Genomic DNA, 14,391 nt, shown 5'->3' with positions numbered 1-14,391 from the left:
CCTTAATTTTATATGAAATTTCTTGTTACGGGGGCTGCTGGTTTCATTGGCTCTTATGTTTGTAGACGCCTTCTCTCTCGTGGAGATGAGGTGGTAGGGCTTGATAATATTAATAACTACTATGATATCAATCTGAAGTACGGGCGTTTGGGGACTTTAGGCATTGCTAAAAGTGCTGTCGACTGGTATAAGTTTGTTCAAAGCAATACATATGAGCAATTCCGGTTTGTCCGCATGAATCTGGAGGACAAACAGGCGATGCAGATGCTTTTTGCCAATGAACATTTTGACATGGTTGTGAATTTGGCGGCCCAAGCAGGAGTACGCTATTCTATAGAAAATCCCTATGCTTATGTGGAAAGTAATATAGATGGCTTTTTGAATATACTGGAAGGATGCCGCCATTATGGAATTAAACATTTGATTTACGCCAGTTCCAGTAGTGTTTATGGTCTGAACGGAAAAGTTCCTTTTTCAGAAAAAGATAGTATTGCGCATCCTGTAAGTCTTTATGCAGCGACTAAGAAATCGAATGAATTGATGGCGCATACTTATAGCCATTTATATGGTATTCCTTCTACCGGTTTGCGCTTCTTTACGGTTTACGGTCCTTGGGGACGTCCGGATATGTCACCTTTTCTTTTTGCCGATGCCATATTGCATGGGAGGTCGATAAAGGTTTTTAATAATGGTGACATGTTGCGCGATTTTACTTATATTGATGATATTGTTGAGGGGGTTCTTCGGGTAATAGACCACATCCCTGCTCCTGATATTGATTGGAGTGCTCAGGCTCCTGATCCCAGTTCTTCTACCGCTCCTTACAAAATATATAATATCGGTAATTCGCGTCCGGTGAAGCTTATGGATTTTATTCAAGCTATAGAAGAAGCGATCGGTCATCCGGCAGAAAAAATATATCTTCCGATGCAGCCGGGAGACGTTTATCAAACGAATGCGGATACTTCGGCTTTGCAAAATGAGTTAGGATTTAAGCCTGACAAGCCGATTAAAGAGGGAGTTCAGGAAACGATAAACTGGTATCGTTCTTTTTATCAATTGTAATCAATAGTAAACTAAGATAATATGAAAATAGCAATAGTTGGTACTGGCTATGTCGGCTTGGTGACAGGTACCTGTTTCTCAGAGATGGGCATTGATGTGACTTGTGTGGATGTGCAGGAAAGTAAGATAGAAAATCTGAAGAAAGGCATTATTCCCATTTATGAGCCGGGCTTGGAGGATATGGTGCATCGCAATTATACTGCTGGTCGTCTGAAATTTACAACAGACTTGAAGGAATGTCTGGATGAGGTGGAAGTTGTATTCAGTGCGGTCGGTACCCCTCCTGATGAGGATGGCAGTGCTGATTTGAAATATGTGTTGGAGGTTGCGCGTACCATTGGGCGTAATATGAATAAGTATGTGCTGGTTGTGACTAAGAGTACGGTTCCGGTGGGTACTGCACAAAAGGTAAAGTCGGCCATTCAGGAAGAACTTGATAAGCGTAATGTAAAGATAGAGTTTGATGTGGCTTCCAATCCCGAGTTCTTAAAAGAAGGTGATGCAGTGGATGATTTCATGAAGCCTGATCGTGTGGTGGTAGGTGTGGAATCGGAAAAAGCCAAGGCTATTATGGAACGTCTTTACAAGCCTTTTATGATGAATAATTATCGGTTGATATTCACTGATATTCCGAGTGCTGAGATGATAAAATATGCTGCTAATTCTATGTTGGCTACACGGATTAGCTTTATGAATGATATTGCTAACCTCTGTGAATTGGTTGGTGCTGATGTGAATATGGTTCGCAAAGGTATTGGTGCGGATAGTCGTATTGGCAATAAGTTCCTGTATCCGGGCTGTGGGTATGGTGGCTCTTGTTTTCCGAAGGATGTGAAAGCGTTGATAAAGACTGCTGAAAAGAATGGTTATCCGATGCGTGTGTTGAAAGCTGTGGAAGAGGTAAATGAGAGGCAAAAGAGTATTCTTTTTGAGAAGTTGTTGAAACATTATAACGGGGATTTGAAAGGTAAACAGATCGCTTTATGGGGTTTGGCTTTCAAGCCTGAAACGGATGATATGAGAGAGGCTCCGGCACTGGTGTTGATTGATAAGTTGATAGAGGCTGGCGCAAATGTGAAGGTTTATGATCCGATTGCGATGGATGAATGTAAACGTAGGATAGGGGATAAGATTGTCTATGCTACGGATATGTATGATGCAGTGTTGGATACGGATGCATTGTTGCTGGTGACGGAATGGAAGGAGTTCAGAATGCCGAGTTGGGGGGTAGTGAAGAAGACGATGAAAAAGGCGGTGGTAGTTGATGGAAGAAATATCTATGATAAAAAAGAACTAAAGGGGGTTGGTTTTGAATATAGTTGTATTGGATGATATATTGAAATTGTTTGTGTCTAATTTTAATATTACTTTGTAAAAATAGATAAGGAAAAGACTATGAGAATAATTTTACGATCTATTACACTAAACGATGGTGATCTTATCGTTAAGTGGAGAAATAATGAGAATGTATTGAGCCATTGTTTAAGTAAAGAACCAGTTTCTCTAGAATCAAATAAGGAATTTTTTAATAAAAATATTATTACTGGTCGATATAAACAATTTATTGTGGAACGTGTAGATGAAGACTTTGGTGTATTTGCTTATCCTATTGCAACTATATATCTGAAGGATATGGATTATGCTAATAGAAAATGTGAGCTTTGTATCTTTACAAGTAATGATATTGAATGGAAAGATACAAGTCAGAGCGTGGCGATAAAAATGCTTCTTGATAAGGCTTTTACTGAATATGGCATGCATAAAGTTTACTCTTATGTTTTCAAAAAGTTCCCTGAGGAAGTCGAATTATTAAAAAGTGCGGGTTTTACAATTGAAACAACTCTTATTGAGGAAGCATTGAATGAAAATAATGTTTATGAGGATATAATTAGACTCTCAGTTTTTAATAAAAATTGAGAGTCCATTAGAGGTCTAATTATTATAACTAAATGTAAATACTAAACAGTATAATATATTCTTTTTTGATAATGTATAGGTATAATTACATTCTATTTAATTCCTACGATAATAAATTGAAAATTGACAGAAATGGTTATTATACTATTTGTGCTCAAGAATTAGAAACATCTCCTTCTATTAGGGTTGTATCTTATCCTTTGGATATATATCCTTATTGGATTAGATTATTATTTGCAATACATCATTCTGAAAAAATAGCTCGTTATATAAAGCTGCCTTTTAAAAAATTATGGTATCCTTATTACTTTAAAAATGATTTTGAGGAGAAAAAACCTTTCTGTTTTGTAATACTTAATCGTTTTTTACCAATCGAATATTTGAGTTATCTAAAAAAGATGTACCCTGATTGTAGAATTGTATTGTTGCATAGAGATCTTTTGAGAATTTGTAAACGTTTAAATCCTGAATTATCACAAAATCCCATATTGGATTTAGAGATGACTTATGATAAGGGAGAAGCTCAATTATACGGTATGCCATATTTTAACGAATTTGAATCATCAATAGATATTTTGAAAGAAAAAAAGATGGAATCCGATGTCTTTTTTGCAGGAAAAGCAAAAGATAGATTACCTCAATTAATGGAGGCATATAAAGTGTTCACTAAAAACGGATTAAAATGTAACTTCTATTTAGTTGGAGTTCCCATAAATGAGCAAAAAGAACTTCCTGGAGTTAAATATGCATCTTGTTTTATGTCTTACAAAGAGATGTTATATCATACGGTAAATACACGTTGCGTTTTGGAGGTTAATCAAGGCGGTTCTAATGGTTATACATCAAGATTCCTCGAATCTGTAATATATGGGAAGAAATTGATTACAAACAATCTTGCAATAAAAGAGTCTAAATATTACTTTCCAGACAAAATTATGATAGTAAATAAAATGTCAGATATAGATCCGTTATTTGTAACTAAAGGAGGTGATTTTGTAAATTATAATTATGAAGATGACTTTTCTCCATTTAAAGTTATTAGTAGAATAGAAGAAGAACTAAGTAAAAAATATGGTAAATATTAGATTGCGGTTAGAAGGCCCTCAACTTCTTGTACTTCCCATGTATGGTTGCAGTAGTATTTATTCACAATGATAGTTTTACTATGACAATTCAAGGGGTGAAAGTCGGTAGTAATTAGTTATATGCCACTTTTTTATGTAAGTAGTACGTTATTTTCTCAAGTGATTGCTAGCATTGCTGTGTTACTTCTTTTTTTATGTCCGGTTTCTTGTCTTTTCTTTATGCAGAATTTAACAAAGACGTATATCTCCATAAAATGAAAAGCCATTTTCAGACGTTGCTGATTCCTTATTTATTTTGGAATATTAGCTTCATAGTCATTTATTATGTTGTATCTCATTTACCAGGAATTTCGTCTTCTTTTAGTGGAGTAAATTATACTTGAGAATATTTTACTTCTGCACTTTGGGGGAGATATAGTGAACAAGAGAATATGTTGTTTCCTATTATCTATCAGTTTTAGTTTATCCGTGACTTAATGGTTATTGTTATATTAACACCTTTAATTTTCTATTTTTTGAAATTTACTAAATGGTATGGCTCATTAGCGGTAGGCTTATGCTGGTTCTTAGATATTTCTATTCCATATCAGTGTAATGGGGTTAGTATGGTATCATTGTTACTTTTAATGGCAGGAGCGCATTTTAGTATTTGTCGGAAAATTTAGTAGAGGAATTTAGTCGGATAAGGGAAAAATGGATATATCTTTTTTACATAATGGTTGCTGTTGCAGATTTGTGTACAAAAAAATATACTTATAACCTGTTTATTCATAATATAGGTATTTTACTCAGTGTAATTTGTAGTTTTAAACTTTCAGTATATTTACTAATAAAATGCAATGTTAAGCCGATTCCATTCTTATTAGCGGCCAGTTTCTTTATAATTGCTGTTCACACCCCTTAGCTATTATTTATGAGGTGTAAGAAAATGCTGTTTGCGATATTCCAGCCGGAAAATGATTTGGCATTAACGTCTCTCCATTTTATAATTGTATTATTTGTAGTTATTAGAGCATTGATGCTTTATTATCTTCTGAAACGTTTTGTGTCGCGCTTTACAGCAGTAATAACTGGAGGAAGATAATTTGTGCAATAATAATTTGTGTATAAAATTTTAAATAGTTAAATAATAATTAAATAGCGATTATGATTAATGTTTATCAGCCAACTCTTGGCAAGGAAGAGTTGGAAAGCCTTGAAAAGGTATTTGAGTCAAATTGGCTTGGAAAGGGAAAGCGTGTCATTGAATTCGAAGAAAAATATGCTGAGCATATAAAAAGTTCTAAAGACTTAGTTTTGACTACTAATTGTTGTAGTGAAGGATTGTTTTCTTCTATGCATTTACTTGATATTAAATCTGGCGATGAAGTAATTCTTCCAACTCTTAGTTTTGTAGGTGCAGGTAATGCGGTTTGTGCTTGTGGTGCTAAAATGGTTCTTTGTGATGTGGATCCTCGAACTCTTAATGCAAGAGCTGAAGATATAGAAAAGTGCATAACTCCTCGAACTAAAGCTATATTGTTGTTGCATTATGGAGGTATACCATGTGAAATGGATGAAATAATGGCATTGGCAAAAGAACATAATATAAAGGTTATTGAGGATGCGGCTGCTGGAGTTTGTTCAACATATAAGGGGAAGGCTGTGGGAACTATTGGCGATATAGGTATGTGGTCGTTTGATGCTATGAAAATACTTGTATGTGGTGATGGGGCAATGCTCCACTTTAATTCTCAGGAGCTTCGGAGAAAGGCTGATAGATGGCTCTATTTTGGTCTTGAAACTAAGAGTGGGTATGAAAATAGCGTTGCCCAAAAATGGTGGGAGTTTGATATTTCATGTTTTGGACATCGAGCCATAATGAATGATATTACTGCGGCTATGGCTTTGGAGCAGTTAAAGAAACTTCCCATGTTTATGGAGAAAAGGGCTGCTGTTCATGAGTATTATAATGAGAAATTAAAAGAACTAACTTGGTTGGATCTTCCACTTCAGTTGCCTGATTATGTAACGACATCTTATTATTTTTATTTCATTCAAGTGAAAAATGGAAAGCGTGATCAATTAGCTAAATTTTTGCGTGAAAATGGTATATATACTACTTATCGCTATTATCCGTTGCATAGAGTACCGGGGTATGGAGTGACAGGAAACTTTCCGAATGCAGATTATGCGGCAGATTGTACTCTTTGCTTACCTATGCATCAAAGTTTGGAAGCGGCAGATACTAGATTCATTGTGGAAAAAATTGAGGAATTTGGTAATAAGTATTGTTGATTAATTATACTGTTTTTTAATATAGATTCTAAAATATGGCTGGAAGTTCTCGAGCTGTTAGAAGTATTAAAAATGTCCAAATAGCTTTGTGCTTTTATGTAGTAAATTTAGCCCTACAGTTCTTCTCTCGTAAAGTTTTTCTAAATTATTTGGGAGCAGAAGTCTTAGGATTGAATTCTACTGCTCAAAATCTTATTGGTTTTTTAAATTTGGCAGAATTAGGCATCGGTAGCGCTATTGCTTTTACGCTTTATAAGCCAATCTATGAAAGAGATATTCAATCTATAAATGAGATCGTTACGATACAAGGTTGGTTCTATCGGAAAGTGGCAGGGATTATTATTATAGCTGCTTGTATTTTGATGTACTTCTTTCCTATGATTTTTGCAAAGACACAACTCTCGCTTTGGTATGCTTATGGTTCATTTATCGTTTTATTGATAAGTGCTCTTCTTAGCTATTATGTAAATTATAAGCAGATTGTTTTAGTTGCTGATCAGAAGGAATATAAAGTTACTTTGTGTGTGCAAGGCGGAAAAGTTTTGAAAGTAATACTGCAAATAATAGCAATTCTATTTTTGGCTAATGGGTATTTTTTTTGGTTGGTTATAGAACTTCTGATGTCATTTGTCATTGCATATTTTCTTAATCTTACTATTCGAAAGGAATACCCATGGCTTGTAATTTCTATTGTAGAAGGTAAGCGTTTAAATAAAAAGTATCCCCAAATTATTCAAAAAACAAAACAACTATTTATTCATCAGCTTAGTGCTTTTGCTTTAAGTCAAACAAGTCCACTGATTATTTTTGCATATGCTTCGTTGACACTTGTGGCAATATATGGGAATTATATGTTGATAATTAGTGGAATTCTTTTGTTGGTGAAATCTCTTTTTAAGGGTATGTCAGCAGGAATAGGTAGTTTAGTTGCTGAAGCGAATAAAAGTAAAATTAAATCTTTTTATTGGGAATGCATTGCTATTCATTTTTGGACTGCTTCGGTTCTTTGTTTTGGATTATTGATGTTAACACGTTCATTCATAATCTTATGGATTGGTGAAGAATATGTTTTGTCTCAAAGCACCTTATATCTATTGTTGATTTATACATTTTTAGTTATAACAAGAGCTAGTGATTATTTTATTTCGGCATATGGATTATTTCAAGATGTGTGGGCGGCCTTGGTAGAAGCTATTCTTAATATTGGTTGCTCTATTCTTTTTGGCTTCTATTGGGGGTTAAACGGTATAATATCAGGGGTAATTTTAAGTTTATTTTTAGTTATATTTTGTTGGAAACCTTATTTCTTGTTTAAATATGGTTTTAGGGAATCAATTAAAGAATATGTTTTAAAATGTGTTAAGTATATCCTACTAATATCAGTCTCATTTATATTCTCCTACTATAGTTATCACTATTTTTTTTCGATTGAGGCCAGTCATTTCGTGTGGTGGATTATAAAAATGTGTTTGTGTATGGGGATATATATTACAATAAGTATCTCTCTTTTTTTGCTATTCGATTTAAATTTGAGATATTTTTTTAGTCGTATAATTCTATTCTTTAGAAGAAAAAAATGAAAGACGAACAACCTCTTGTTAGTATTATTGTTCCAGTATATAATGTAGAAAAATACCTGAGAACTTGTTTGGACTCTTTAGTCTCCCAAACACTTGAAAACGTTGAAATCATTTGTGTGAATGATGCTTCACCGGATAATTCTCTTGCAATATTAAGAGAATATGAAAAAAGGGACAAGCGCATTATTGTAATTGACTTAAAAAAGAATCTCCGTCAGGGTGGGGCACGTAATCGGGGAATAAAGATTGCTAGAGCTAAATATATCGCTTTTGTAGATAGTGATGATTGGGTAGCAAATAATATGTATGAGCTACTTTATAATAAAATTATATCTGCTAGTGCAGATTTAGTACATTGTGATTATTACAGATATTCGAATGAAATATTGAAAGTTGGTAGGCAGTTTGAGAAAAATACTTGGTTGAAACATAGAGAAATGGCTAACAAAGATTTTATAATGGTATCGGAGTTCCCTGTCACAGCCTTGTATAATAGGAATCTATTTGTTACTAATGATTTATATTTTCCGGAGCATACTTTTTATGAAGATACTGCTATTACATCTTTGTTATATTTACTTGCAAATAAAGTAGAACACATAGATGAACCTCTATATTATTATAGAATACATTCTTCTTCAACTACTCATAGGAAAGGTAATGATAATTATTTTCAATGTGCTAATACGGTTCTAATATTTCTTGAAAATGCAAAGCGTTTAGGATTTTATGAAAAGTATGAACAAGAAATGGAATTTGTGTATATACGTTATGCATATTGGAGTGTGATATGGGGAGCATTGACACTCTTCTCTTCAATAAGAAAAGATAAAATAAAACAAGCAAAAACGGAAATTAAAAAGGAGTTTCCTCATTATAGGAAGAATATTTATTATAAAAAAAGAGTATTTACCAAAAAGAGAATAATTCTGTATTGCATAGATATAAATACAGAATTAGGAGTGTTGTTAACAAAATGTTTTTATTGGATTAGATCAATTATGAAAGGATTTAAAAAGGTCTTGTGATGTTTTGTCGTCATGCTAATAAAAATAAATTTGTTGGAACAACTTGTGTAGGTTGAGTATAAATGGTTAATATTATGCAATGATTATAATCTTTAATTTTGTATTATTTCTACTTTGGACAATAATAATAATGTCAATAAAGGATATTTCCTATTATAAGCGAAGTAAATATCTCTTACTGATAATAGGCATTCAATTATTTGTTATCAATTGTTTAAAAGATTATAATTCATTACCTGATTTGCCTAGTTATGCTTTGGGGTTTGAACATGTTTCTCGAAATGGATATGATATTCAGTGGAATACTGGTATGAAAGTATCAGAACCTGGTTGGATAGTCCTTAATATATTTTTATCTAGTCTTTATTCTGACCCTTGGATTTTATTTGCTTGTGCTGGAGGAATTATCATATTGGGACATTTTAGGACATATACACATTATTCAACTATACCATGGCTTTCTGCATACTTATTCTTATGTACTATATTTTGTCAATCATTATATGTAATTAGGCAGCATATTGCGATTGCGCTGTGTCTGCTTACAATCCCTTATATTCTCCAGCGTAAATTTATATCATTCTTATTAGTTGTGATAGTAGCGGCTTTAATACATAATACTGCTATTATATTTGTACTCGCATATTGGGCGTATTCATTGAATGTTAATCGTAAATTTATTCTTTTTTTTATATGCACGGCGTGTCTGTCTTATTTTTTTCTGTCTCATATTTTAATGAATATAATGACTACATATAATTTTTATACGCCCTATGTTGACGGAGAACAAACAAACGCCACAGGATTTCTGATTTCTTTATGTGTACTCATACTTGCATTATATTCTATTCCTTTGAAGAAAATGCAAAATGAATTAAAGCTTTTTTTTATAATGTCTTGCATTGCTACTTGCATTGGTTTAGGTGGTATGGGAGTGTCAGCAACAGGGCGACTTAACGCATATTTTACAGTCTTTTCTATTTTGCTAATACCACATGCGGTTAGTTATTTGTCGAAGAAACTGCAATTGGTGGTTATTACATTAGTAATGTTTGCTTATATGTTTTTTTCCTTTTCCTCCATTTCATATGTAAATGGAGCTAGAAATATGGAGTTTTTAATGTAGAAATCTATATGAAGATTCTTTGTTTTACAGATTGTTTGGGGCCAGGTGGGGCACAACGTCAGTTAGTAGGTCTTGCAGCATTACTAAAGAAAGATAACAATGAGGTGGCTGTGATGACGTATTATGATGTACCTTTTTATTCCTCTTTTCTTTTTCAAAATAACATTCCTCATATTCTTATTCCAAATATGAGATTTAAATTTATGCGTATCTATGCCTTGCTTAAATATATATATAGAGAGAAACCGGAAGTCGTAATTGCCTATCAGACACATTCTGCTGTAATTGCATGTTTAGTTAAAATTTTATATCCTAAATTTAAGTTATTAGTTTCAGAGCGAAATACGACACAGAAATATGGTATTAAAGAGTGGGGTTATTTCTCGTTATATAGGTGGGCTGATTATATAATTCCTAATTCGTATAGTCAAGAACGATTTATTGGTAAAAATATTCCTAAATTAATGAGTAAAGTGCATACTATAACAAATTTCGTAGATACTAATTTTTATATATCTCAACCAAAGGATCAAAAGAAGGAAAATGTTGAGACTCTTAAAATTGTTACTATTGGACGTATAACAGAACAAAAAAATGTACTTCGATATTTAGAGGCTTTAGCTAAAGTACGTGATGAGGGTATATTAATAAAGGCATTATGGTATGGTGTTCGTCAAGGTGAAGAGTACTATAAGTTATGCATAAGAGAAATTGATAATTTGCACTTGCATGATATTTTTTCATTAAATCAAGAAACTGCAGATGTTTTATCTGTATATCAGGCTGCTGATATTTTTTGTTTGCCCTCAATATATGAAGGTTTTCCTAATGTTGTTTGTGAAGCGATGAGTTGCGAACTACCTATTCTTTGTGGTGATATATGTGATAATGGAACATTGGTGACTTCTGGTTATAATGGTTTACTCTTTAATCCATTTGATGTTGACGATATCTTTGGAACAATAGTAAAATATGCGCGATTATCTATTGAACAGAAAAGGCAAATGGCTATTAATAGCCGTAAAAGAGCAATAGAAAAATTATCTCCTGAGTCTTTTAAAATTAAGTATAAAACATTGATTGGTTATTAATAATTTAGCATATGATTGGTAAATTTAAAAGGTGGACTTTTTTTAGAGGTCTATATATGATTTTTATTTCATATTTTGGAGTAAGAAAAAGGAAATTGGGCTATTGCGGTAAAAATGTTATCCTCACACCTCCCATTACTTTTGGAAATCCTCAAAATGTATACTTATATGATAATACACAGATTTCTTATAACTCTCATATATCAGCTGTTAATGCAAGGTTTATAATAAAACAAAATTGTTGCATTGCTGAAGGGCTGACTGTACACACAGGAAATCATGCTATGATTGTAGGCCGATTTTGTAATAATATATTAGAAAGCGAAAAACCAAAAGGTTATGATGCGGATGTTGTCGTGGAATCAGATGTCTGGATTGGTTGTAATGTGACGTTGTTATCTGGGGTAACAGTTGGGAGAGGAGCTATTGTTGCAGCGGGTGCTGTTGTGACTAATGATATTCCTCCTTATTCTATATGTGGTGGGGTGCCTGCAAAATTTATAAAATTTAAATGGACTATAGAAGAAATTATTAAACATGAAGAACTCCTTTATATGAAAGAAGAAAGATTTACGAAAGAACAATTGGACTATTATTTTACTTGTTTTTCTCCTCAAGGGAAAAATGTAAAAAAGAGCATATCTATAGGGGAAACTTAAAAGGATTATTATTCATTTCTTTTCATAGAGTTGCCATTACGTTTTTGATTAAATATCTCATATGTTTTTTACCCTATGTGGATGTTTATTGTCTGATTTTAATTGGGTATTGATATTTTTAAATATACGCTGATAGGTAAAATACGTTATTGGGCATAGAATAGTTTAATAATTTATTCTCAAACTAAAATAGGAGATAATTGTGCTTTTAAAGCATAATATAACCATTGGTAATCTAATGTCAGTGGAACAGCATTTGCTCTCTGAGTGGTGCATATAGTGTGACATTTGGAGAAGTTGTTATAGAAAAAATGTTGCAATAGGTATGGACTGATTGTACAGAAAAATATATGGGTGGTGCCGTCGTAATTAGAAATTCTACAAAATATAAAATTCTAAAGAATAATGGTAAATATAATACTTTTAGCTCCGTTATATGGTAATGGAGGCATTGCTTCATGGACAAAAAAGTTCATAGCTACTTTTCCTACAGAAGAATTTAACTTATTTCCGATTTCGTCCGTATTATCATCAAAAAACATGCAAGCTTCGATTTATGAACGGATTATAAGAGGATTTCAAGAAATTAATTATATAGCCAAACAACTTAAGAGAATTATCACAGAAAACAATGTAAAAATATTGCATACTACAACAAGCGGATCTTTAGGCACTTACAGGGATTATAAGGTTGGAAAACTATGTCGGAAATATGGTGTTAAAGCAATAATGCATTGTCGATATGGGTGTATTCCAGATATATTAAAACGTAATGGTTTGATGCGGTGGACTTTGTTGAAAGCGATGAGCCATTATGATCAAATATGGGTTTTAGATAAATTTTCTTTCAATGCTTTGTTGGCAATACCAGAAATTTGTGATAAGGTAAGATTAACCCCTAATAGCATAGAAGTAAATCAGTTGGATTGTATTTCACCTAAAAATTATAATAATTTTGCTTTTATAGCCAACGTACTACCAACTAAGGGTATTTTTGAATTAATAGAGGCTGTGAAAAAAGTAAAATATAATATACAATTGCATATTGTAGGACCTGCAACAGAGAAGATGCTATTTTTACTAAAAGAGTCTGCAGCAGACTTGTGGGGACAAAAAATTCTTTATCATGGTAAAATAGCGAACCAACAGGCTGTACTTTTAATGAAAGAGATGGATGCTCTTATTTTACCAACATATTTTCCGGGTGAAGCGTTTCCTATATCAATATTAGAAGCTATGAGTTGTGGAACATTAGTTATAGCGACTCCCAGGGCTGCAATAGCGGATATGCTAACAGCATTGGATGGTATGCGTTGCGGCATATTAGTCCGTGAAAAATCTGTAGAAGATATTGTAAAGGCAATTGAGTGGGTTATAAAGAATAAAACATTGGCTGACAAAATATGTATGAAAGCATACGAAAAAGTGTGGAATTCGTATAGGACTGATGTTGTATATGAATTGTATCGTAATAATTACAGAGCTCTTCTGTAATTTTTTTTTTGTGTATATAATATAAATCTTTTATAATCATGTCTGTTTTTAAAGACAAAGTTTTATTAATTACCGGTGGAACAGGTTCCTTCGGCAATGCTGTTTTGCGTCGTTTTCTTGATTCCGACATCAAAGAGATCCGCATATTTTCGAGAGATGAGAAGAAGCAGGATGACATGCGTCATCATTTGCAGAATCCCAAAGTGAAATTCTACATCGGCGATGTACGTGACAAACGTTCTGTTGATGGCGCAATGAGCGGTGTGGATTATATTTTCCATGCTGCCGCCTTAAAGCAGGTTCCTTCCTGTGAGTTTTTCCCCACACAGGCTGTCCGTACCAATGTCCTTGGTACAGAGAATGTCCTTGATTCGGCCATCCAGCATGGTGTAAAGAATGTCGTGGTTCTTTCCACCGACAAGGCCGCTTATCCCATCAACGCTATGGGCATCAGCAAAGCCATGATGGAAAAAGTAGCCATTGCCAAAGGACGCCAGTTGGGAGAGGATGGTGCTACTACCATCTGCTGTACCCGTTACGGTAATGTAATGGCCAGCCGTGGTTCTGTGATCCCTTTATGGGTGGAACAAATGAAGGAAAACAATCCTATTACTATAACGGACCCCAACATGACCCGTTTCATGATGACTCTGGATGATGCTGTAGACTTAGTACTGTATGCCTTCCAACACGGCCATAACGGTGACCTTTTTGTCCAGAAAGCTCCCGCTGCTACACTGGATGTTCTGGCCGATGCGCTGAAAGACTTATACCACAGTACTGCTGAAGTTAAAGTTATCGGTACCCGCCACGGTGAAAAACTGTATGAAACGCTGGTAACCCGCGAAGAGATGTCCAAAGCCATCGATATGGGTGATTACTACCGTATCCCCTGCGATACCCGTGACCTTAACTATGACAAATTCTTTGTGGAAGGCAGTGAGGAAGTCTCCCGCATAGAAGACTACCATTCCCATAATACCCGCCGTCTGGATGTGGAAGGTATGAAGCAACTTCTCCTGAAACTTTCTTTTATCCGTGAAGACCTCCATCTTTGATTTTTCCTTTT

Annotated in this window: 12 protein-coding genes; all 12 read left to right on the top strand. The window is 33.9% G+C overall.

The genetic code is table 11. The features are described 5' to 3' along the window. Positions 1-12: 12 nt before the first annotated feature. The 12 genes from HMPREF9447_RS04030 (at position 13) to HMPREF9447_RS03975 (ending at position 14,380) form a co-directional block, all read left to right on the top strand. Positions 13-1,065, top strand: a complete 1,053-nt coding sequence (locus HMPREF9447_RS04030) for an NAD-dependent epimerase (protein WP_009128316.1) — start codon at positions 13-15, stop codon at positions 1,063-1,065. Between the two features lie 21 nt (positions 1,066-1,086). Continuing rightward, positions 1,087-2,397: a UDP-glucose dehydrogenase family protein gene (locus HMPREF9447_RS04025; protein WP_009128315.1), complete on the top strand. Its 1,311-nt coding sequence runs from the start codon at positions 1,087-1,089 to the stop codon at positions 2,395-2,397. A 63-nt stretch (positions 2,398-2,460) separates the two neighbouring features. Continuing rightward, on the top strand, positions 2,461-2,982 hold the full coding sequence (locus tag HMPREF9447_RS04020; protein WP_009128314.1) for a GNAT family N-acetyltransferase: 522 nt from the start codon (positions 2,461-2,463) through the stop codon (positions 2,980-2,982). Between the two features lie 116 nt (positions 2,983-3,098). After that, the gene (locus tag HMPREF9447_RS04015; protein ID WP_244267575.1) at positions 3,099-4,067 is read left to right on the top strand and encodes a hypothetical protein; all 969 of its coding nucleotides are present in this window, start codon (positions 3,099-3,101) and stop codon (positions 4,065-4,067) included. 1,146 nt (positions 4,068-5,213) lie between these two features. Then, a complete protein-coding gene (locus HMPREF9447_RS04010; protein WP_009128312.1) occupies positions 5,214-6,344 on the top strand; it encodes a DegT/DnrJ/EryC1/StrS family aminotransferase in 1,131 nt (376 codons plus the stop codon). 35 nt (positions 6,345-6,379) lie between these two features. Then, positions 6,380-7,924: a lipopolysaccharide biosynthesis protein gene (locus tag HMPREF9447_RS04005; RefSeq protein WP_009128311.1), complete on the top strand. Its 1,545-nt coding sequence runs from the start codon at positions 6,380-6,382 to the stop codon at positions 7,922-7,924. Continuing rightward, positions 7,921-8,952 carry a glycosyltransferase gene (locus HMPREF9447_RS04000; protein ID WP_009128310.1) on the top strand — a complete coding sequence of 344 codons (1,032 nt, stop codon included), beginning with the start codon at positions 7,921-7,923 and terminating at the stop codon, positions 8,950-8,952. Before HMPREF9447_RS04005 ends, HMPREF9447_RS04000 begins: the two co-directional genes overlap by 4 nt. 130 nt (positions 8,953-9,082) lie before the next feature. Beyond that, positions 9,083-10,078 (top strand): EpsG family protein, encoded by a 996-nt coding sequence (locus tag HMPREF9447_RS03995; RefSeq protein WP_009128309.1) that lies wholly within the window; start codon positions 9,083-9,085, stop codon positions 10,076-10,078. An 8-nt stretch (positions 10,079-10,086) separates the two neighbouring features. Next, positions 10,087-11,169 (top strand): glycosyltransferase family 4 protein, encoded by a 1,083-nt coding sequence (locus HMPREF9447_RS03990; RefSeq protein ID WP_009128308.1) that lies wholly within the window; start codon positions 10,087-10,089, stop codon positions 11,167-11,169. A gap of 11 nt (positions 11,170-11,180) precedes the next feature. Continuing rightward, on the top strand, positions 11,181-11,828 hold the full coding sequence (locus HMPREF9447_RS03985; RefSeq protein ID WP_009128306.1) for an acyltransferase: 648 nt from the start codon (positions 11,181-11,183) through the stop codon (positions 11,826-11,828). 405 nt (positions 11,829-12,233) lie between these two features. Then, the gene (locus HMPREF9447_RS03980; RefSeq protein ID WP_009128304.1) at positions 12,234-13,322 is read left to right on the top strand and encodes a glycosyltransferase family 4 protein; all 1,089 of its coding nucleotides are present in this window, start codon (positions 12,234-12,236) and stop codon (positions 13,320-13,322) included. 38 nt (positions 13,323-13,360) lie between these two features. Beyond that, the gene (locus HMPREF9447_RS03975; protein WP_009128302.1) at positions 13,361-14,380 is read left to right on the top strand and encodes a polysaccharide biosynthesis protein; all 1,020 of its coding nucleotides are present in this window, start codon (positions 13,361-13,363) and stop codon (positions 14,378-14,380) included. Positions 14,381-14,391: the final 11 nt, after the last annotated feature.

The sequence above is a fragment of the Bacteroides oleiciplenus YIT 12058 genome (genome assembly GCF_000315485.1).
Classification (GTDB): domain Bacteria; phylum Bacteroidota; class Bacteroidia; order Bacteroidales; family Bacteroidaceae; genus Bacteroides; species Bacteroides oleiciplenus.
This window is presented reverse-complemented; position numbering and strand designations above follow the sequence as displayed.